We start from the raw sequence: 21,085 nt of genomic DNA on the forward strand, positions 1-21,085 counted from the left end.
CCCCAGAAGAAAGATCCCCCTTTTTCGAGGCGCGAATCCCCGAAATGGCCCAGTCCCAACTCCATCCCGCCCTCCTATGCAAAGGCCAGGGAATCAGACCGAAACCCTCTCTTCAACAACGATGTGTGCATGTCGTAGCCCCTTGATGGGGAGGGTAGCGTAGCTGGCCGCGTCAGCGGCCTAGCGGAGCTGGGTGGGGTGGGGCCCTAACTCTAGGGCCAGAGCACCAGGCTCCGCCCGACTTCCAGCAGCAGGATCCCCACAGCCGATAGCGTCGTCAGCACGGCCAGCGTTCGTTCGAACCAGTGCAGGCGGTGCCGGTGGGTTAGGCGATGGCCGTCGTGATCGGCATTGGCTTCAATTTCCCCCTCCATTTGTCCGTAAGACTAAACCACCAGTTCCATCCGATCGGCCGGAAACCGCGTCAGCATGGCGTGGATCGGCACGCCCGCCGCGTCGAGATCCACCGCGTCCGACACCAGTACGACGGCGCCGGGCGCCAGTTTCAGCGCCTGGGCTTCGTCGGTGGTGGCGTGGCGGGCGGAGATGCGGGTCGAACCGCGGGAATAGTCCTCGATACCGTAGCGCTTCAGCGCCGCCGTGACCGAGCCGGTTTCGACATAGGCGGCATCGAACCCGGCGAATCGCGCCTCGGGGAACCATCCGGTCGCCCGTGCCAATGGCCGCCCGTCGGCGAACGACACTGTCTCCTGCCGGATCAATCGTGTCCCGACCTTCACCGCCAGTGCCTCGGCCAACCGCGGCGTGGCGCGCTCGATCTTCGATGACAGCAACTGGCTGTTGCGCTGGCGCACCTGCCCGGCGAGGCCTTCGGAGAAGCGGGTGCGGCGGCCGATCGGGTAGCTGAGGCGGCGGGCCTCGGCGACGAAGGTGCCGCGGCCGTGTTCGGCGCGCAGCACGCCTTCCTCCTCCAGCACCGCGAGGGCGCGGCGAACGGTGTGGCGGTTGACGCCGAAGCGTTCGGCGAGACTCAGTTCGCCGTCCAGCTTGTCACCGCTTTCGAGCTTGCCGCCGATGATGTCGAGGCGGATGGCGTCGGCGATCTGGCGCCACAGGGCGACGCCTCCGGCCGGGGCGATTTCGGTACGGCTCAAGATTGTCATTGCATCTTCACACGGTCGCCCTATAGCGGGGCGAAACGACATCACTTGTCTATTTTACTATACAAGTTGGAGCAAGAGCCGATGCAACAGGCGCCCCAGAACAACCCTCGGCAGGAGGCGATGGCGGTGTTGAGCCATGCCGCGCCGCAGCGGCTCGGCGAGCTGTGGGCCGCCTGGGCCGACAAGCCCGCCTACCACAAGGTACGCGGCCCGGAGACCGGGCTGGTGATGGTGCGCGGCCGCGCCGGCGGCGGCGGCAATGCCTTCAACCTCGGCGAAGCCACGGTCACCCGCGCCACGGTGCGGCTCGAAACCGGCGAGGTCGGGCACGCCTACTGCCTCGGCCGCGACGGCGACAAGGCGGTGCAGTCGGCGCTGTTCGATGCGTTGCTGCAGCGCGATGCCGAAGCGGTGGAGCGGCTGGTGCTGCAGCCGCTGCGCGACGAACAGGCGGCGGCGGACGCCAAGCTTCGCGACGAGACGGCGGCCACCAGGGTCGACTTCTTCACCATGGTCCGGGGAGACGATTGATGGACACGACGATCGAAGGCGGCTTCGCCGACCTGGTGCTGGGGGCGCAGAGCGTGTTCCGCGCCGTGATGGAGGCGCTGGCTCGTCCGGGCTCGGTGCAGTCGATCGCCTCCGATGCCGCACCACCGGCGCCGTTGACGCCGGAGCTCGGCGCCGTGGCGCTGACGCTATGCGATCACGATACGCTGGTCTGGCTCGATCCGGTGCTCGCCGCGAACGAAGCCGTGACGCAGTGGCTGGCGTTCCATTGCGGCGCGCCGATCACCGCCGAGATCGGCGAGGCGGGGTTCGCGTTGGTGAGCGATGTGGCGCTGCTGCCGGCGCTCGGCAGCTTCGGGCAGGGCACCGACGAGTATCCGGACCGCTCGACCACCGTAGTGCTGGCCGCCGGCCGAGAGGATCGCCCCGTGACCCTCAAGGGGCCTGGGATCAAGGACCAGCTCACGGTCGGGCTGCCGCTGCCGGGTGGCGATTTCATCGCGCAGTGGGCGGCGAACCGTGAGCGTTTCCCCAGGGGTGTCGACCTGCTGCTGGTGCGTGACGCCACCGCGGTCGGCCTGCCGCGCACCACTCGCATTACGGAGGCTTGAGCCATGTATGTTGCCGTCAAAGGCGGCGAGGCCGCTATTGCCAATGCCCACCGGCTGCTCGCCGATCGCCGCCGCGGCGATCGTTCGGTGCCGGCGCTGCGCCTCGACCAGATCATCGAACAGCTCGGCCTCGCGGTCGATCGCGCCATGGGCGAAGGCTCGCTCTATGATCGCGAACTGGCGGCGCTCGCCATCGTGCAGTCGCGCGGCGACCTGATCGAGGCGATCTTTCTGGTGCGCGCCTATCGCACCACGCTGCCGCGCTTCGGCTACTCGAAGCCGATCGACACCGCGGCAATGAAGATCGAGCGGCGCATTTCGGCGACGTTCAAGGATCTGCCGGGCGGCCAGCTGCTCGGCCCGACCTTCGACTACACGCATCGGCTGCTCGACCCTGATATTGCCGAGGGTGCCGCAGTGGACGAGGCGCTTGCCCGGCCGAGCGATAATGAGCCGGCGCCGCGCGTCACCGACCTGCTCGACCACCAGGGGCTGATCGAGCCCGACGTCTCCGAAGTGCAGGACGAGATCGGCGATCTCACTCGCGAACCGCTGGAGTTCCCGCTCAACCGCGATCGGCGCCTGCAGGCGCTGGCCCGCGGCGACGAAGGGTTTCTCCTGGCACTCGGCTACTCGACGCAGCGCGGCTATGGCCGCTCGCACCCGTTCGTCGGTGAGATCCGCATCGGCGAGGTCGAGGTGGAGCTCGATATCCCCGAGCTCGGCTTTGCGGTGAACCTGGGGCGCATCCGGGTCACCGAGTGCCAGATGGTCAACAAGTTCAAGGGCAATGCCAAGGTGCCGCCGCAGTTCACCCGCGGTTACGGGCTGGTGTTCGGGCAGGCCGAACGCAAGGCGATGGCGATGTCGCTCTGCGATCGCTCGCTGCGCGCCAGGGAGCTCGGCGAGGACGTGAACCATCCGGCACAGGACGAGGAATTCGTCATCTCGCACTCCGACAACGTGCAGTCGACCGGCTTCGTCGAGCACCTGAAGCTGCCGCACTATGTGGATTTCCAGGGCGAACTCGGGCTGCTGCGCGAGATGCGCGCCGAGCATGAGACGCAGGCACCGGCCGACACCCTCCCCCTCGCGGGGAGGGTTGGGGAGGGGGGAGCCTCAGGCTCCGAGCGTGCGGCGCCCCCCCTCCCAGCCTCCCCCGCAAGGGGGACGACAAGAGGTCGCCCCGAGGGGGAGGTGTCCGGAAGCATCGAGGACACTTCACCCGCGGAGGCGGCAGAATGACTTCAGTCGCCGCACACGCAGACATCCGTTCAATCCACCGGGTCATTCCCGCGAAAGCGGGAACCTCCGTTTTCTTACTTCCCGCACCGCAATCAGAGATTCCCGCTTTCGCGGGAATGACTCCGTGGTCGGTCGCAGGGTCGGTGCGTCGGGGACCATCCAAATGAACATCGCCAAGTACAACTTCGCCTATCTCGACGAGCAGACCAAGCGGATGATCCGCCGGGCAATTCTCAAGGCCATCGCGGTGCCGGGTTATCAGGTGCCGTTCGCCAGCCGCGAGATGCCGATGCCCTATGGCTGGGGCACCGGTGGCGTGCAGGTCACCGCTTCGATCATCGGTCCATCGGATGTGCTGAAGGTCATCGACCAGGGCGCCGACGACACCACCAACGCGGTGTCGATCCGCGCCTTTTTCGCCAAGGTCGCCGAAGTCGCGGTAACCACCCATACCGAGCAAGCGTCGATCATCCAGACGCGACACCGCATCCCCGAGGCGAAGCTCACCGAGGGGCAGGTGCTGGTCTACCAGGTGCCGATCCCCGAGCCCCTGCGCTTCCTCGAGCCGCGTGAAACCGAAACGCGCAAGATGCATGCGCTCGAAGAGTATGGGCTGATGCATGTGAAGCTCTACGAGGACATCGCCAAGCACGGCCGCATCGCCACCACCTATGCCTATCCGGTGAAGGTCGAGGGCCGCTATGTGATGGACCCCTCGCCGACGCCGAAATTCGACAACCCCAAAATGCACATGTCGGAAGCGCTGCAGCTGTTCGGGGCCGGGCGCGAGAAGCGCATCTATGCGGTGCCGCCCTATACCGAAGTGGTGAGCCTCGATTTCGAGGACCATCCGTTCGAGATCCAGCATTTCGAGGAGCCGTGCGCGCTGTGCGGCGCGACCGGGGTCTATCTCGACGAGGTGATCCTCGATGACAGGGGCGGGCACATGTTCGTCTGTTCCGACACCGACAATTGCGAGGACCGCCGCGAGCACGGCCACCGCGGCAAGCTGGCCGGACATGCGCTGGAGGCGGCGGAATGAGCCTTCCCGTCGAGAGTTCTGAGTTCGGCCCCGGATCACCTCTCCCTTTGGGGGAGAGGTCGGCGCGTCAGCGCCGGGTGAGGGGGCCTTTTCTCACTGATATCGCGGGGGAAGGCCCCCTCACCCGACCCAAGAGGGTCGACCTCTCCCCCAAGGGAGAGGTGAAGAAGGAGCGCTCCAATGACTGACCCGCTGCTGAGGGTTTCCAAGCTGAGCAAATTCTACGGCAGCCGGATGGGCTGCGCCGATGTGTCGTTCGAGCTGTGGCCGGGCGAAGTGCTGGCGATTGTCGGTGAGTCCGGCTCGGGCAAGACGACACTGCTCAACTGCCTCTCGACCCGGCTGGAGCCGAGTTCGGGCCTCGCCGAGTACCGGATGCGCGACGAGGTGTGGCGCAACCTCTATGACCTAAGCGAGGCCGAGCGGCGCTTCCTGATGCGCACCGACTGGGGCTTCGTGCACCAGAACCCGGCGGATGGCCTGCGCATGACAGTGTCGGCCGGCGCCAATGTCGGCGAGCGGATGATGGCGGTGGGCGACCGGCACTATGGCCGGATCCGCTCGACGGCCATCGAGTGGCTGGGTCGGGTGGAGATCGCCGAGGACCGGGTCGACGACGAGCCACGCGCCTTCTCCGGCGGCATGCGGCAGCGGCTGCAGATCGCCCGCAATCTCGTGACCCACCCGCGGCTGGTGTTCATGGACGAGCCGACCGGCGGGCTCGACGTCTCGGTGCAGGCGCGCCTGCTCGACCTGATCCGCGGGCTGGTCGCCGATCTGGGGCTCTCGGCCATCATCGTCACGCATGATCTCGCGGTGGCGCGGCTGCTGTCGCACCGAATGATGGTGATGAAGGACGGCCACGTGATCGAGCAGGGCCTCACCGACCGGGTGCTCGACGATCCGCGCGAGCCCTATACGCAGTTGCTCGTTTCTTCGATTTTGCAGGTGTGAACATGTGCATGACTGCAGCAGACGGCCCCCTCCCATCCTCCCCCACAAGGGGGGAGGTGCCGCATCCAGTGCCTGGCACCATCGAGCTACAGCCCCGACTCTTCACCTCCCCCTTTATGGGGGAGGCCGGGAGGGGGCCGTCTCTCTCAGTCAACGAAAGGGAAGCGGCATGACCGCCCTGCTTTCAGTCTCAGACGTCGCAAAGTCCTTCACCATGCACCTGCGCGACGGCATCGTGTTGCCGGTGGTCTCGGGCGTCGGGTTCGAGGTCAATGCCGGCGAGTGCGTGGTGCTCGGTGGGCCCTCGGGGGCGGGCAAATCCAGCCTGCTGAAGATGGTCTACGGCAATTACGGCGTCGATGCCGGCTCGATCTCGCTGATCCATCATGGCCAGCCGGTCGACCTCGCCACGGCCAGCCCGCGCACCGTGCTCGACCTCAGGCGCGACACCATCGGCTATGTCAGCCAGTTCCTCCGCACGGTGCCGCGGGTCACGACGGTCGATGTGGTGGCCGAGCCGCTGGTCAGTCGCGGCACATCGCGCGACGAGGCGACGGCAAAGGCATGCGAATTGCTGGCTCGGCTCAACCTGCCGGAGCGGCTGTGGTCGCTGCCGCCGGCGACGTTCTCGGGCGGCGAGCAGCAGCGGGTGAACATCGCGCGCGGCTTCATCACCCCGCATCCGGTGCTGCTGCTCGATGAGCCGACGGCGTCGCTCGATGCCACCAATCGCGCCGTGGTGGTGGAAATGATCGCCGAGAAGAAACAGGCGGGCGTCGCACTGCTCGGCATCTTTCATGACGAGGAGGTCCGGGCCCAGGTGGCCGACCGCATCGTCGACGTCACCCTGTTCGCCGCAAGGAAAGCCGCATGAAACTCTCGGAAGCGCCCGTCATCGATCCGACCGCGCGGGTCAAGAATTCCGTTCTCGGCAGGTACACCGAGGTCGGCGCCGACTGCCACGTCAACCGCTCGAGCCTGGGGGATTACTCCTATTGCGTCGAGGGCACGCAGATCGCTTATGCCGAGATCGGCAAGTTCGCCAATATCGCGGCCAACGTGCGAATCTACGCCAGCAAGCACCCGATGCAGCGGGCCTCGCTGCATCACTTCACCTACCGCTCGAGCTGGTATTTCGAGGGTGAGCAGGACGATGCGGCGTTCTTCGAGTGGCGGGCCGAAAACGGCATCGAGATCGGGCACGATACCTGGATCGGCCATGGCGCGGTGATCATGCCCGGCGTCAGGGTCGGGCATGGGGCGATCATCGGTTCGAACGCCGTGGTCACCAAGGATGTCGCCGATTTCGCCATTGCGGTGGGCGTGCCGGCCAAGCCGATCCGCCAACGCTTCCCCGGCCCGATCGCCGAGCGGCTGCTGGCGCTCGGCTGGTGGGACTGGAGCCACGAGAAACTGCATGAGGCGCTGCCGGATTTCCGGGCGCTCGAGATCGAAGCCTTCCTCGAAAAGTACGAGTAGGGGCCCTTATCCCCATCTGGTGTCATTCCCGCGAAAGCGGGAATCTCTGTTCTGGAGCGTTCCGCAAGCTCCGCAAACGGAGGTTCCCGCTTTCGCGGGAATGACCCCGGTGATGGAAAGGCGTGATCGCAGAGTGGGCTAGACCCCTACGACAGCCGCTTTTCCACTGTCATCAAGACGTCACGCAACCTTCACGCACGCTTCGTGTAGCCGCCTTAGGAGTTGGCCCCGTCGATTGGACGGGAAACCCGCGCATGCTGAAGATTTCACAGGTTACACGTCGCTTCGGCGCCAAGGTGGCGGTCGACAACGTCAACCTCGAAATCCCCGCCGGACAGATGGTCGGTGTCATCGGTCGTTCCGGCGCCGGCAAGTCGACCCTGCTCAGGATGATCAACCGGCTGATCGATGTCAGCGAAGGCAGCGTCGAGTTCGATGGCGTTGCTGTTTCGGCACTGCGGGGCCAGCGCTTGCGTGACTGGCAGCGCGACTGCGCGATGATCTTCCAGCAGTTCAACCTGGTGCCGCGCCTCGACGTCATCACCAACGTGATGCTCGGCCGGCTCAACCGTCGCAACACCATCATGAGCCTGCTGCAAATCTTCTCGGAAGAGGAGCAGTTGATGGCGCTCAAGGCGCTGGAGCGGCTCGATATCGCCCAGACCGCCAGCCAGTGGGCGCAAACCCTGTCGGGTGGCCAGCAGCAGCGCGTCGCCATTGCCCGGGCCCTGATGCAGGAGCCCAGGGTGATCCTCGCCGACGAGCCGATCGCCTCGCTTGACCCGCGCAACGCCAAAGTCGTCATGGACTCGTTGCAGGCGATCAACGAGGAACAGGGGATCACCGTGATCACCAACCTCCACACCCTCGATACCGCCCGCGCCTATTGCGAGCGGATCATCGGCATGTCGGCCGGGCGTGTGGTGTTCGACGGCACGCCGGAGCAACTGACCACCGAGGTAGCGCGCGAACTCTATGGCGCCGATGGCCTCGAGGAAGCGTTCTCCGAGGAGATGACCTCGACCAGCCTCGAGGCGATCGTTCCGAAGAAGAAAAAGAAGAAGCACGCCGAGCTGCCGGGGGGCGCCCTCGACGCCCCGCTCGCGTCGGCTGGCCTGCCCAACTGAAATCCAGAGTTTCCGCTCCTGCCGGTCAGCCGCCTGCTCGCGCGGCGCGGCAGGTGGCGGAAAGCCAATCGCGTCACCAAAGGAGACATCCATGTCCGCGATCCGTAACGTCCTGATGGCCAGCGTCGCCGTCTTTGCCCTCGCCGCCCCGGCGCTCGCCCAGGATCTCGATGTCATTCGCATCGGCCTGCTCGGCGGCGAGAACGAAACCGACCGTCTGGCCGACAACCAGTGCCTGATCGACAAGCTGCCGGCAGCTCTCGGCGTCAAGGAAGTGCAGTTGTTCCCGGCCGCCGACTATGACGGCGTTATCCAGGGGCTGCTCGGCGGCACGCTCGATATCGCCGGGCTCGGCGCGTCCGGTTATGCGGCCATCTACCTGCAGGATCCGGCCGCGGTCGAACCGTTCCTCACCAACGTCCAGACCGACGGTTCGACCGGCTACTACTCGGTCGCCCTGGCGCTCAAGGATTCGGGCATCGCCAATATCGCCGATGCCAAGGGCAAGAAGCTCGGCTACGCAGACCCGGATTCGACCTCGGGCTACCTGATCCCGAAGGTGACCCTGCCGGAAGCCATCGGCGGCGCCGATCCGGAAGAGTATTTCGAGACCTCGTTCAATGGCGGCCACGAGAACAACGTGCTGGCGCTGCTCGACGGCAAGGTCGACGTTGCCGTGACCTGGGCCTCCGGCGTGGGCGAATTCTCCGAGGGCTACACCTCGGGCAATATCCGCTCGATGGTCGACAAGGGCATGCTCGACATGGAGGACGTCGTCCAGGTCTGGCAGTCGCCGCTGATCCCGAACGGCCCGCTGGTGATGCGCTCCAGCCTGCCGCAGGCGATGAAGGACAAGATCATCGCCTTCTACAAGGCCCTGCCGGCCGAGGCCTATGATTGCTTCCGTTCGATCGAGAACGGCGACTTCAAGGACTACACGCCGGTCACTCCGGAATTCTACCAGCCGATCATCGACGCCCGCAAGGCGACGATCGGCGACTGATCGCCCCTGACACGTTCAGCCGGCGGTGCCCAGTGCACCGCCGGTTCTTCATGCCGACGGAGGCACGATGACCAGTTCGATAGCGGGACCACATCGGGACCTGACGCCGGCCGGGCAGGCCATACACGAGCACTATCGGGGGCTCCTCCGGACCCGGCGCAGCTACAGCGTGCTGGCCGTGGGGACGATAGCGGTGTTCCTCGTCGGTGCGCTGTGGTTTGCCAATGCCGCCAATGCCGGCAAATTCCTCGATCGGCTGCCCTACTTCTTCGACTTCTTCATTCACTTCGTGCCGAACGATCCGCTCGAGATTTTTCGCGCCATGTTCGACCTGCCGTCGCCCTACGCCGACGGATCGCAGAAATACGATTATCCCGAAGGTCGGTTTTACCTCACCGAGAGCTTCTATCTTCCCGAGTATTTTTATGAACTGCTGATCACGGTGAACATCGCCGTGCTGGCGACGCTGACGGGGGCTGGCATTGCCTTCGTGTTATGCTTTTTTGCCGCCACCAACCTGGTTGGCGCCGGCCCGGTTCGGTTCGTTTTCCGGCGTACCTTCGAGCTGCTGCGTGCCTTCCCCGAAATCGTCATCGCGGGCCTGTTGGTCGCCATCTTTTCCATCGGCCCTATTGGAGCCATCGTTGCGATTGCCGTCCACACCGTGGGCGCACTGGGCAAGCTGTTCTACGAAGTGGTCGAGAACGCCGACATGAAGCCCGACGAGGGTCTGCGCGCCGTCGGCGGCAGCTGGCTCGAGCGCGTGCGCTACGGCATGGTTCCGCAGGTGATGCCGAACTTCGTCTCCTACGCACTGTTGCGCACCGAGATCAACGTGCGCGCCTCCACCATCATCGGCGCCGTCGGCGGCGGGGGCATCGGAGAGACCTTCCGCCGGTCGCTCAGTAACGACCACCCGGCCAAAACTTACGCCATCATCATCCTGCTGTTCCTGACCATCCTCGCCATCGACTGGCTCTCGGGCCATCTGCGCAGGAAGCTGGTCGGCCAGGCCGCATTCCAGTTCGGAGGCTGAGATGGCCGCCCTCACGCTCACTGCCGCCGAGATCGCCGAGCTGCGCGCACGCCACGCGGCGGTACTGCACCGGCCAGTCGCTTCCCGCCTGATCGCGCCGTTCGCCGTCGCATGTACGCTGGTCTATCTCGTCTTCTGCTTCTTCTTCTTCAATGTGCCGGGTGTTATCGCCGACGCCAAATGGGATCGCGCCGAGACCTATGTCGCCGACTGGTACTCGTGGGAAGCGTTGCCCCGGTTCCGGTTCAGAGGCGAGGCGGTAGAGCTCGAGTGGACCCGGTCGCTGCTCGGCGACAAACCCGATCCTGACTGGATCGAAGAGGTCGGTCCTTCACGGTATGTCGTTCGGTTCGACCGTCCCGAAGACAGGGTCGAGATCGCGCCCGGGTCGGTGGTCGCCTATGTCGATGGCGTCGCCTACCCTGTGCCGTTGACCGCCGAAGGCGCGGTGCTGCCGGCCAATGCACCCGCCAGCATGACGCTCAAGAGCGGTCGCGTGACCATCGACTACGGCTTCGTCGGCTCGGCCGAGATCCGCAACACCCAGGTCTACGTGCGTCACCGCTTCTGGGGATGGCCGAACTTCCTCTTCGATACCAAATCGCCCTTCTTCGGAATGACCCCGGAGCAGTTGTGGAATTCGGCCACCAGCAGCGAGCGCGTCGATCCCCGCATGCCGAACTGGCAGCTGATGCTGGTCGAATTCGGCTACAACTCCGAGTGGCAGCATCTCGACGTCTACAACAAGCTGTTGCAGACGATCGTCATGGCCTTTGTGGGCACATTGTTCGCCACCATCGTCGCTTTTCCACTCTCCTTCATTGCAGCGCGGAACATCACGCGCAGCCGGACAGCGAACTGGCTTATGAAACGCGCGTTCGATTTCCTGCGCTCGGTCGACATGCTGATCTGGGCGTTGTTCTTCGTGCGCGGCTTCGGGCCAGGGCCCATTCCCGGCATTGCCGCGATCTTTTTCACCGATACCGGGACGCTGGGAAAAACCAACACCGAGGCGCTGGAGAACATTGACGATCGGCAGCGCGAGGGCGTCAAGTCCGTCGGGGCCTCGGGGCTCAACGTGCAGCGCTACGGCGTCGTACCGCAGGTGCTGCCGGTCTTCATCAGTCAATCGCTCTACTTCTGGGAAAGCAATACGCGCTCTGCCACGGTGATCGGCGCGGTCGGCGCCGGGGGGATCGGCCTCAAGCTCATCGAAGCGATGCGCACCAACCAGGACTGGGAGAACGTGGCCTACATGGTGCTGCTGATCCTCATCGTGGTGTTCGTGTTCGACAATATCTCGAACGCGCTGCGCTCGCGGTTGATCGGGCCGCGGGGGCATTAGCAGGGCGGCGTGGGGCCCACCCCCACCCAGCTCCGCTACGGGCCCGTTGGCCCCTAGCTGCGCTACCCTCCCATGGGGACGACAAGATGTCGCCCCGAGGGGGAGGGAGACCCGACTGCGGCGGTTCGGCTCCATCCTCTCCCTCCCCTTGATGGGGAGGGTAGCGAAGCTAGGCGGCGAGCCGTAGCGAAGCTGGGTGGGGTGGGGCCCCAGCCACCGGACAAACAAAGAGGCCGCCGTGGTTCTTCACGGCGGCCTCATACATTTCAGCAGCAGCGCTTAGTTGACGCGCTTGCCGTCCTTGTCGAACAGGTGGACGACGCTCAGGTCCGGCGCCACCTTGATCTTGGAGCCCGGCTGCGCGGTGATGCGCTCGCGGAAGATGCCGTTGATCGACTGGGTGCCCAAGCGGCCGATGACCTGGGTCTCGGAACCGGTCGGCTCCAGCACCACGACCTCGATCTCGATGCCGTTCGGATCGAGATGCAGGTGCTCGGGGCGGATGCCGTAGACGGCGGCATTGGCCGGAACGTTGACGGCCGGCAACTGGATGCCGTCGGTGGTCTTGAAGCCGCCATCGGCAGCCGCACCGTTGATGAAGTTCATCGACGGCGAGCCGATGAAGCCGGCAACGAAGGTGTTGAGCGGACGATCGTATAGATCGAGCGGGGTGCCCATCTGCTCGATGATGCCGTCGCGCATCACCACGATCTTGTCGGCCATGGTCATGGCTTCGACCTGGTCGTGGGTCACGTAGATGGTGGTGGTCTTGAGGCGCTGGTGCAGTTCCTTGATTTCGGAACGCATCTGTACGCGGAGCTTGGCGTCGAGGTTGGACAGCGGCTCGTCGAACAGGAAGACCTGCGGATCACGCACGATGGCACGGCCCATGGCGACACGCTGGCGCTGACCGCCGGAGAGCTGGCGCGGCTGGCGGTCAAGGAGCTTTTCGAGGCCGAGAATCTGTGCCGCGCGATCGACCTTGGCCTTGATTTCCGGCTTCGGCACGCCCTTGAGCTTGAGCGAGAAGCCCATGTTCTGCGCCACCGTCATGTGCGGGTAAAGCGCGTAGTTCTGGAACACCATGGCGATATCGCGTTCCTTGGGCGGCAGGTCGTTGACCACGCGATTACCGATACCGATCTCGCCCGAGGTGATTTCCTCGAGGCCGGCGATCATGCGCAGCAGCGTGGACTTGCCGCAGCCCGAGGGGCCAACGAGCACGACGAACTCGCCGTCGGAAATGTCGACCGAAACGCCCTTCAGCGCTTCGAAGCCGCCATAGTGCTTGCCGGCCTTGTTGATGGTTACTGGTGCCATGAAGGTTCCTCGTCCCTGTAGCGGGGAAGCCCCGCTTTCGGCGTGCACCTTCGGCGGGGGTGGGGTGGGCGTCAAGGCAGGATCGCCGGTCATTAGACCAAAGTATGAGAAAAGACTAATACGAAAGTCGTATGCGTGGGTCAACTCTGTCCGACGCAAACACCGGCCGTCATCCCGGCGAAAGCTGGACCCAGTGCGCCGGCCTGTCCGCCCGCGCGATCTGGCCAACCTTGCTGTGATGGACCGGTCGGTTTCGTGCCGATCCAACTGTTCGAACAGTGGGTCCCGACTTTCGACGGGATGACGGCCGGTGGCTGGGGCGATGGCAGAGAGCGCCGGATAGGTCACCCCCACACCTCCCGCGCCCAGCTCCCCATCACCCCAATCAACTCCCGCGCCGCGGGTGTCACGCCTGCCATGATCATGAAGCCGTGGGTGGTGCCGGGCCACTCCTGGAGCGTCGCGGCATTGCCGGCTGCGGTGAGGCGGGCGGCGTAGGCGCGGCCTTCGTCGCGGAGAGGGTCGTGGTCGGCGGTGACGAGGAGGGTCGGGCAGAGGCCGGTAAGGTCGGGAGCGAGCAGCGGGGAGGCTTCGGGGTTGGTCGGGTCGGCACCGGAGAGGTAGTTGGTAATGTACCAGCGCAGCGTGGCTCGGGAGAGGAAGTAGCCGTGCGCGAATTGCGCCGTGCTGGTAGTTTCGCGGGCGAGGTCGGTGGCGGGATAGATCAGCATCTGGCCGGCGAGCCCGATGCCGTGATCGCGGGCGCGGAGCGCCAGGGCGGCAGCGATGTTGGCGCCGGCGCTGTCGCCTGAGAGTATGATGTGGTCGCTCAGCCCCAGGCCGGCGCCCTCGGCAATGATCCAACGCAGCGCCGTCTCGGCATCGTCGAGCCCGGCCGGAAACGGGTGCTCCGGCGCCTTGCGGTACTCGACCGAGAGCAGCGCGCAAGAGGCCGCCTTGGCGAGGGCGCGTGCGGCGCCGTCATGGGTGTCGAGGCTGCCCACGACCCAGCCGCCGCCATGCAGGAACAGGATCGTGCCCGGCTCGCATCCGCCGCGATAAAGGCGGCAGCGAATGGCGGGGTCGCCGAGGGTGAAGGTTAGTGGCGGCGGCAGCTCGTCCTTCAGATCCCAGTAGCTGGCGAGGCTGACTTCCGAGGCAATCCGTGCCCTTGCCACACCGAGCTGGTCGTTGCTGGGCGTGCCGGCGCGCTCGGCCGCTTCGAGCATGTCGCGCAGTTCGGGCAGGAGGCGCGTCCGGTCGGGGCGCCTGTCGTCGAGATCGTCCACCGCTCGTCCTCCCTCACGGCGGCGCCATAACAGCAGAGGTACGATGAAAGTCAACGAAAAGAATATTGCATGCGATATACGTTAGTGTTACGCCTTGGCCAGCGTGCATGCTGTCCGAGGAGGATCGGGAGGCATCCACCACAAAGGGAGAAGATCATGCAGGTTACCCGTATGCGCGGCGCACTCGCCGCGGCTCTGGCCCTGGGCGTGGCGTTGTCGCCGCTTGCCGCCATGGCGTCGGACAACAAGATTGCCCTGGTGCCGGGCGGGCCGCACCCGTATTTCGCGCCCTGGGAGCAGGCGGCGGCAGATGCGCAGAAGGATTTCGGCATCGCCTCGGTCGAGTACAAAGTGCCGGCCGAATGGAAGCTGGAGCTGCAGACCGAGCTGTTCGAAAGCCTTGCGGCGCAGGGCTATGCCGGCTTCGGCTACTTCCCGGGCGATGCGGTGGGCGTCAACTCGACCGTCGCCGAACTCAAGGCCAATGACATTCCGGCGGTGGCGCTGGGCGGCTGCGCGCAGGACCCGACCGATACGGCGTTCTGCATGGCAACCGACGTTTATCAATCGGCCTATCTCGGCACCAAGGCGCTGATCGAGGCGATGGGTGGCACGGGCGCGGTGGTGCATCTCGCCGGGCTGCTGGTCGACCCCAACACCACGCTGCGCGTCCAGGCAGTGGAAAAGGCCGTGGCCGAGACCAATGGCGCGGTGACGTTGCTGCAGACGCTGGGCGATACCGACAACCAGGAGCAGGGCGACCAGAAGATCAACGCGCTGCTCGCGGCGCAGAAGGACCAGATCGGCGGCATGATCGCCACCGGCTACATTTCGTCGGTGGTCGCCGCTACGGCGCTGAAGAATCTCGGCGACAAGAAGATCAAGCTGATCGGCATCGACGACGACAAGATCGTGCTCGACGGCATCAAGGACGGGTTCGTCGCCGGCACCATGGCGCAGAACCCCTACGGCCAGGGCTATATCGGCGCCTATGCGGTGGACCTGTTGGCCGAAGGCTGCACGGTGAAGGCGGACGCCCCGTTCATCACCACGCCGCAGACGGCCAAGTTCATCGACTCCGGCACGCTGCTGATCAGTTCGGCCAATATCGAGAGCTACAAGGACGACCTGAAGAAGCTGACCGGCGAGTTGCAGGCAAGTTTCAAGGACAAGTTCTTGAGCTGCCCGTAATCTGACACTGGGAGGTGGTGCTTGCTGTACCGCCTCCCACCCACCGGATGTCATCCCTGCGAAAGCAGGGACCCATTTCGCCGCCCGCACCAGCCGCGACGACGGGCGAGGGCAGAGCCCTCGCCGTGGGGTCCCTGCTTTCGCTGGGATGACACCGAGTTTGAGGGGCGGACGGTGCTTCTCCCTGACAACACCCCCATAGAGTACCCGAAATGACCTCTGCGCTTGACGCCGAGCCTCGTCCGAGGTCAGCCTCGGCCATGGACCCGGCACCTCGCCGAACGCTCTCATCGTTCCTGCTTCGCGGCTCGACGCAGGTCGGGCTGTTCCTGATCCTCGTGGTGCTGTGGGCGGTGTTCGCCAACCTCGCGCCGGGGTTCCTGTCGAAGTTCAACCTCAACTCGCTGTTGCGTTCGGTCGCTGTCGATATCGTCGTCGGCTTCGCCCAGATGGTGGTGCTGGCGACCGGCGGGATGAACCTCTCGGTCGGGGCGATCGGGGTCTGCGCGGTGATGTTCTCGGGCTACCTGATGCAGGTTCTGGGGCTGCCGATCCCGGTGGCGATTGCCGGCACGCTGGCGCTCGGGGCTTTCCTCGGCTGGCTCAATGGGTTTGCCATCGTCAAGACCGGGGTCAACAGTTTCGTGGTGACGCTGGCGAGTGCGAGCCTGTTTTCCGGCGGCATGCTGATCCTCACCAAGGCAGTGCCGCTCAACGGCCTGCCGCCGGAGTTTGGCGCCTTCGGCAAAAGCGCCGTCGGGCCGGCGATCGGCAGCATGCCGGCGCTCCCCAGCCTCGCGGTGGTAGCGCTGGTGATCGGGCTCGGGCTCTACCTGCTGTTCAAGCATACGACCTTGGGCCGGCAGATCCTCGCGGTGGGCGCGAATGCGCGCGCCGCCGAGATGAGCGGTATTCCGGTCGACCGCACCATCGTCTTCGTCCATGCGCTCTCCGGGGCGCTGGCCGCAGCGGCGGCGCTGATGCTGACCGCGCGGTTGGCGGCGGCGATGCCGGCGGTGGCGGGTGACGACTGGCTGCTGCCGAGTTTCCTTGCGCCGGTGATCGGCGGCACGGCACTCTCGGGCGGTATCGTCTCGGTGGTCGGCACCATACTCGGGGCGCTGTTGGTTTCGACCATCCGCTCGGGGCTGCTGGTGCTGGAGATCGGCAATTTCTGGCTGCCGCTGTTCCTCGGTGCGTTCCTGCTCGCGGCGATCCTGATCGAGCGCGGACGCGCCGCCTATGTGGCGCGCGAACAGGCGAGGCGGGCGCTATGAGGGCGTTCTTCCGCCTGCAATGGTCGGGCATCCTCGTCGGCATCATCGCCGGCGGCATCGCCCTGGCGCTGAGCGCGCCGGCTTTTTTGAGCGAGTTCAACCTGTTCGTGCTGCTGCGCTCGGTCTGCGTGTCGCTGCTCGTCGCCTATTCGCAGATGGTGATGCTCGGAGTCGGGCAGATGAACCTGTCGGTCGGGGCGCTGGGCGGGCTGGTGGCGGTGGTCACCGGTGGGCTGATGGATGCGCTGGGGGTGCCGACACTGCCGGCCATCGCCATCGGCGTTGCTGCAGGTGGTGCGGCCGGCTTCGTCAATGGCTGGCTGACGGTCAAAACCGGGATCAACGGCTTCATCGTGACACTGGCGACGGCCTCGGCCTTCGCCGGCATCAACCTCGGCATCACCAAGGCGGTGCCATTCTACAACCTGCCAACCGATTTCGTCGCCTTCGGCAATGGCCGGCTCGGGCTGTTCCCGTTCTTGCTGATCGTGCCGCTGCTGGTGACGGTGATCCTGGCGCTGTTCTTTGCGCGCGCCGTGCCCGGGCGGCACATGCTGGCGGTCGGTGGTAACGCCCCGGCGGCGCAACTGAGCGGTGTCTCGGTGCCGCGGGCGATCATTTCGGCGCATGTGCTGTCGGGGCTCCTGGCGGCGGTGGCCGGTATCCTCGCGGTGGCGCAGCTCGGCTCGGCGCAGCCGACCATCGGCTCGGACTGGCTGGTGATCTCGTTCGCCGCGCCGATCATCGGCGGAGCGAGCCTTGCCGGTGGGGCGATTTCGATCGTCGGCACACTGCTGGCGGTGGTGCTGATCGGGCTGATCCAGAACGCCATGGTGCTGGTGAAGGTCGACCCCTACTGGGTGCAGTTCCTGCTCGGGGCGCTGATCCTCGCCGCGGTGTGGTTCAACCGCTATCGCGCCGTGCGCGTGGGAGAGAGTTGATGGCGCTGACGGTCGACAAGGCGAGCAAGTCGTTCCCCGGCGTCAGGGCGCTCAGGGACGCGTCACTGGAGCTCAGAGCCGGCGAAGTGCATGCGTTGATGGGGGAGAACGGCGCCGGCAAATCGACGCTGATCAAGATCATCACCGGGGTGCACCGGCCGGATGGCGGGCGGCTGCTGCTCGACGGGCAGGAGATTTCGTTCAGCAGCCCGCGCGATGCGATCCGGCTCGGCATCTCGGCGGTGCACCAGGAGCGCAACCTGATCCCGCGCTTCTCGGTGGCCGAGAACATCCTGCTCGAAAACCTGCCGCGGCGGGCCGGGCTGGTCGACTATGCGACGGCCAATGCCGAGGCGAAGAAGTATCTCGAAATGATCGGGCTCAGCGTCGATACGCGCACCGAAGTCCGGCACCTCAGCGTCGCGCAGATGCAGATGGTGGAGATCGCCAAGGCGCTGAGCCATGAGGCCAAAGTGCTGCTGCTCGACGAGCCGACCGCCTCGCTGACCGGCGAGGAAGCCGAAGCGCTGTTCGCGCTGATCAAGCGGCTGAAGGCGGAGGGCGCGGCGATCCTGTTCGTTTCGCACAAGCTCGAGGAAGTGCTGGCGATCTCGGACCGGGTGACGGTGCTGCGCGACGGCGAGACGACGCTGGTCGGCGAGCCGATCGCCAGGATGAGCCGCGGCCGGCTGATCGAGGCGATGATCGGGCGGGCCGAACGCATCGCCGTGGTGCGACCGCCGAAGCCCGCGACCGGCGCGGTCAAGCTCGAGGCCAAGGGTGTCGCGACGGCCGTGGGGCATCGCGATATCTCGTTCACGCTGCGGCGCGGCGAGATCCTTGGGCTCTACGGGCTGGTCGGAGCGGGGCGAACCGAGCTGGCGCGGGCGCTGGTCGGGAAAGACAAGGTGACCGGCGGGAGCCTGTCGATCGATGGCAAGCCGGCGGTGATCCGCTCGGTGGAGGAGGCGCTGAAGCGGCACCGCATCGGCTATCTCAGCGAAGACCGGAAATATGAGGGCGTGGTGCTGCTGCACCCGATCCGCTTCAACGTGGCGATGACCATCTGGGACCGGTTGGCGAAGTTTCTCGGCTTCCAGACCGCAGCGGGCGAGCGCAAGGCGGCGGAACCGTTCGCGCGACAACTGGAAATCCGGACGCCCAGCCTCGAACAGGCGGTGGGGAACCTTTCGGGCGGCAACCAGCAGAAGGTGTCGCTGGCCAAATGGCTGGCAGCGAAGGTCGATCTGCTGATCATCGATGAGCCGACGGTTGGCATCGACATCAAGACCAAGGCCTATATCCACGAGCTGATCGGCAAGCTGGCCGACGATGGGCTGGCGATACTGCTGATCTCGTCGGAGCTGCCGGAGATGGTGGCGCTGGCCGACCGGATCCTCGTGATGCACGAGTTCAGGATCGTCGACGGCTTCGACAATGACCGTAGCTATGAAGCGATGAGCCGCAAGGTGATGGGGGCGATCCACCGGCATGCGGACGAGACGGTGGCGTAGCCTCTTCACCTCTCCCTAGGGGGAGAGGTCGGCCCGCAGGGCCGGGTGAGGGGGCCTTGCGACGCGCTCCGTGTTTGCGGCAAGGCCCCCTCACCCTGACCCTCTCCCCCAAGGGAGAGGGGACGCTGGAGGACGGCCGGTGGACAACAGGCTGCTTCGGATGCTGTAGAAGACCCCATGACCGACATCACCGCCCTCGACGCCGCCGATCCGTTTGCCCGCACCCGCGTGCTGTTCGACCTACCGCCTGACATCATCTATCTCGATGGCAATTCGCTCGGGGCGCTGCCGCGCGCGGTGAAGGGGCGGATGGCGGAGGTGGTGGCGACGCAATGGGGCGAGGGGCTGATCCGCAGCTGGAACACGCATGACTGGATCGACCTGCCGGGGCGGGTGGGCGAGCGGATCGCCCGGCTGATCGGGGCGGCGCCGAAGACGGTGATGGTGGCCGACTCCACCTCGGTGAACCTGTTCAAGGTGCTGGTGACGGCACTGCGGCTGCGCCCGGGGCGCAGGGTGATCGTTTCGGAACGGGGAAATTTCCCGACCGATGGCTATATCGCCGCGGGCGTTGCCGAGCTCATGGGACAGGGGCATGAGCTGCGGCTGGTGGAGGCCAGCCAGATCGAGGCGGCGCTCGGTGATGATGTCGCGGTGTTGCTGCTGACCGAGGTGAACTACCGGACCGGAGCGCGGCTCGACATGGCCGGGCTGACCGCGGCGGCGCAGCGGGCCGGAGCGCTGACTATCTGGGACCTCTGCCATTCGGCCGGGGCGTTTCCGGTCGATCTGGGCGGGGCGGATGCCGATTTTGCGATAGGTTGCGGCTACAAGTACCTCAATGGCGGACCGGGCGCGCCGGCCTTCGTCTATGCGGCGCCGCGACATCTCGAAGGGCTGCGGCAGCCGCTGAGCGGCTGGCTGGGGCATGCCGCGCCGTTCAATTTTGCCGAGGCCTATCGGCCGGCTGAGGGGATCGGCGCCATGCGGGTGGGGACGCCGCCGGTGCTGTCGATGTCGGCGCTCGCTGCGGCGCTCGAGGTGTTCGACGGGGTGGATCTCGGAGCGCTCAGGGCCAAGGCGGATCAACTGTTCGAGCTGTTCACCGGCGAGGTGAAACGGCTGGCGCCGGAACTTGAACTTGCAACGCCCGGTGATGCGGCGCGGCGCGGCACGCAGGTGTCGCTCAGGCATCCCGAGGCTTATGCGGTGATGCAGGCGCTGATCGAGCGTGGGGTGATCGGGGATTTCCGTGAGCCGGATATCCTGCGCTTCGGCCTGACGCCGCTCTATCTGAGCTTCGCCGACGTCGGGCGGGCGGCCGAGATTGTCGGCGAGGTGATGCGGACCAGGGCGTGGGATCAGCCGCGCTACAAGGTGCGCGCCAAGGTGGTTTGACTCTTTTCTGATAGAGACGGCCCCCTCCCATCCTCCCCCATGAAGGGGGAGGTGCCGCGCCGGTTCACCTGGCACGATCGAAGACAGAGCCTCGCCTCTTCACCTCCCCCTTCATGGGGGAGGCAGGGAGGGGGCCGTCTGCTTCAGTCAGGATCGGCCCAGTTAAAGCTAGAACAGCTCGGCTTCGCCGTGGACACCGAAGCTGGCGCTGCCGGAAAGGGCGGGGACGCGGAGTTCGTCGAGCACCAGGCTCGACCAGATTTCGTCGTAGACCGACTGCGGGGCATCGGGGGGCAGGAGGGCGAACTGGCGCACGGCGAGCGCCATGTTCTGGCAGCGCTGCTCGATGCGGTCCTGGCCCTGCAGGGCGTTGATGATGATACGGGCGGCCTCGCGGCGCGCCTCATCGGCCGATATCGACTTGTCGGCAAGCAGTTCGAGGGCCTGGGTGACGCCTTCCACCATGCCGGCGGTCTGGCGCGCGGTTTCATCGAGCTCGCGGGCGAGCCTTTGCAGAGACATGTAGACAGAACCCCCGTAATACCAGCCGACCGTAGCGCGGATTTCTGAATGGCTCCTTGCGAATGGAAGGCCGTTAGTGAGCACCCGGTGCTCTTGGTTAGCGCTTCACTAACGAATTGCCGGTAACGATGACATCCGAAAACTATCGGGTCCAACG

At 65.7% G+C, this 21,085-nt stretch carries 20 protein-coding genes and 1 pseudogene; 16 read left to right on the forward strand and 5 right to left on the reverse strand.

Features of this window, described 5'->3' with window-relative positions; genetic code table 11:
* Positions 1-212: 212 nt before the first annotated feature.
* Positions 213-374, reverse strand: coding sequence for a hypothetical protein (locus VGV07_RS26740; RefSeq protein WP_326871784.1), 162 nt, complete (start codon positions 372-374; stop codon positions 213-215).
* A gap of 12 nt (positions 375-386) precedes the next feature.
* Positions 387-1,124 carry a phosphonate metabolism transcriptional regulator PhnF gene (gene phnF / locus VGV07_RS26745; RefSeq protein WP_326871785.1) on the reverse strand — a complete coding sequence of 246 codons (738 nt, stop codon included), beginning with the start codon at positions 1,122-1,124 and terminating at the stop codon, positions 387-389.
* Between the two features lie 81 nt (positions 1,125-1,205).
* Here phnF and phnG point away from each other — a divergent pair, with 81 nt between their 5' ends.
* The 11 genes and pseudogenes from phnG to phnE (VGV07_RS26800) all read left to right on the forward strand — a co-directional run bounded on the left by phnG (position 1,206) and on the right by phnE (VGV07_RS26800) (position 11,476).
* A complete protein-coding gene (gene phnG / locus VGV07_RS26750) occupies positions 1,206-1,655 on the forward strand; it encodes a phosphonate C-P lyase system protein PhnG (RefSeq protein ID WP_326871786.1) in 450 nt (149 codons plus the stop codon).
* On the forward strand, positions 1,655-2,245 hold the full coding sequence (gene phnH, locus VGV07_RS26755; protein ID WP_326871787.1) for a phosphonate C-P lyase system protein PhnH: 591 nt from the start codon (positions 1,655-1,657) through the stop codon (positions 2,243-2,245). Before phnG ends, phnH begins: the two co-directional genes overlap by 1 nt.
* A gap of 3 nt (positions 2,246-2,248) precedes the next feature.
* Positions 2,249-3,313: pseudogene (locus tag VGV07_RS26760) on the forward strand (carbon-phosphorus lyase complex subunit PhnI); the annotation flags it as partial.
* Between the two features lie 340 nt (positions 3,314-3,653).
* Positions 3,654-4,532 carry an alpha-D-ribose 1-methylphosphonate 5-phosphate C-P-lyase PhnJ gene (locus tag VGV07_RS26765; RefSeq protein ID WP_326871788.1) on the forward strand — a complete coding sequence of 293 codons (879 nt, stop codon included), beginning with the start codon at positions 3,654-3,656 and terminating at the stop codon, positions 4,530-4,532.
* 180 nt (positions 4,533-4,712) lie between these two features.
* On the forward strand, positions 4,713-5,486 hold the full coding sequence (gene phnK, locus VGV07_RS26770) for a phosphonate C-P lyase system protein PhnK (protein WP_326871789.1): 774 nt from the start codon (positions 4,713-4,715) through the stop codon (positions 5,484-5,486).
* A 169-nt stretch (positions 5,487-5,655) separates the two neighbouring features.
* A complete protein-coding gene (phnL, locus tag VGV07_RS26775; protein ID WP_326871790.1) occupies positions 5,656-6,360 on the forward strand; it encodes a phosphonate C-P lyase system protein PhnL in 705 nt (234 codons plus the stop codon).
* On the forward strand, positions 6,357-6,965 hold the full coding sequence (locus tag VGV07_RS26780) for an acetyltransferase (RefSeq protein ID WP_326871791.1): 609 nt from the start codon (positions 6,357-6,359) through the stop codon (positions 6,963-6,965). Before phnL ends, VGV07_RS26780 begins: the two co-directional genes overlap by 4 nt.
* 254 nt (positions 6,966-7,219) lie before the next feature.
* Positions 7,220-8,092, forward strand: coding sequence for a phosphonate ABC transporter ATP-binding protein (gene phnC, locus VGV07_RS26785; protein ID WP_326871792.1), 873 nt, complete (start codon positions 7,220-7,222; stop codon positions 8,090-8,092).
* Between the two features lie 91 nt (positions 8,093-8,183).
* Positions 8,184-9,095 (forward strand): phosphonate ABC transporter substrate-binding protein, encoded by a 912-nt coding sequence (gene phnD / locus VGV07_RS26790; RefSeq protein WP_326871793.1) that lies wholly within the window; start codon positions 8,184-8,186, stop codon positions 9,093-9,095.
* Between the two features lie 67 nt (positions 9,096-9,162).
* Positions 9,163-10,131, forward strand: a complete 969-nt coding sequence (gene phnE, locus VGV07_RS26795; protein ID WP_326871794.1) for a phosphonate ABC transporter, permease protein PhnE — start codon at positions 9,163-9,165, stop codon at positions 10,129-10,131.
* 1 nt (position 10,132) lies between these two features.
* Positions 10,133-11,476, forward strand: a complete 1,344-nt coding sequence (phnE, locus tag VGV07_RS26800) for a phosphonate ABC transporter, permease protein PhnE (protein ID WP_326871795.1) — start codon at positions 10,133-10,135, stop codon at positions 11,474-11,476.
* Between the two features lie 279 nt (positions 11,477-11,755).
* On the opposite strand, the gene VGV07_RS26805 is transcribed toward phnE (VGV07_RS26800), so the two are convergent.
* Positions 11,756-12,796, reverse strand: a complete 1,041-nt coding sequence (locus VGV07_RS26805) for a sn-glycerol-3-phosphate ABC transporter ATP-binding protein UgpC (protein ID WP_326871796.1) — start codon at positions 12,794-12,796, stop codon at positions 11,756-11,758.
* Between the two features lie 344 nt (positions 12,797-13,140).
* Positions 13,141-14,085: an alpha/beta hydrolase gene (locus VGV07_RS26810; protein ID WP_326871797.1), complete on the reverse strand. Its 945-nt coding sequence runs from the start codon at positions 14,083-14,085 to the stop codon at positions 13,141-13,143.
* Positions 14,086-14,241: 156 nt separating this feature from the next.
* Between VGV07_RS26810 and VGV07_RS26815 the strand changes: the two genes are divergently transcribed.
* The 5 genes from VGV07_RS26815 (at position 14,242) to kynU (ending at position 20,406) form a co-directional block, all read left to right on the forward strand.
* Positions 14,242-15,276, forward strand: a complete 1,035-nt coding sequence (locus tag VGV07_RS26815) for a sugar ABC transporter substrate-binding protein (RefSeq protein WP_326871798.1) — start codon at positions 14,242-14,244, stop codon at positions 15,274-15,276.
* A 212-nt stretch (positions 15,277-15,488) separates the two neighbouring features.
* Entirely contained in the window at positions 15,489-16,553 is a 1,065-nt protein-coding gene (locus VGV07_RS26820; RefSeq protein WP_326871799.1) for an ABC transporter permease, read from the forward strand.
* On the forward strand, positions 16,550-17,494 hold the full coding sequence (locus VGV07_RS26825; RefSeq protein ID WP_326871800.1) for an ABC transporter permease: 945 nt from the start codon (positions 16,550-16,552) through the stop codon (positions 17,492-17,494). The genes VGV07_RS26820 and VGV07_RS26825 overlap by 4 nt, the downstream gene beginning before the upstream one ends.
* Positions 17,494-19,008 (forward strand): sugar ABC transporter ATP-binding protein, encoded by a 1,515-nt coding sequence (locus VGV07_RS26830; RefSeq protein ID WP_326871801.1) that lies wholly within the window; start codon positions 17,494-17,496, stop codon positions 19,006-19,008. The genes VGV07_RS26825 and VGV07_RS26830 overlap by 1 nt, the downstream gene beginning before the upstream one ends.
* 177 nt (positions 19,009-19,185) lie before the next feature.
* Entirely contained in the window at positions 19,186-20,406 is a 1,221-nt protein-coding gene (gene kynU / locus VGV07_RS26835; protein WP_326871802.1) for a kynureninase, read from the forward strand.
* Positions 20,407-20,574: 168 nt separating this feature from the next.
* Here kynU and VGV07_RS26840 read toward each other — a convergent pair whose 3' ends face one another.
* Complete coding sequence (locus VGV07_RS26840; protein ID WP_055886871.1) at positions 20,575-20,928, reverse strand: hypothetical protein; 354 nt, start codon at positions 20,926-20,928, stop codon at positions 20,575-20,577.
* Between the last annotated feature and the right edge of the window lie 157 nt (positions 20,929-21,085).

It is taken from the genome of Devosia sp., assembly GCF_035944845.1.
Lineage (GTDB): Bacteria > Pseudomonadota > Alphaproteobacteria > Rhizobiales > Devosiaceae > Devosia_A.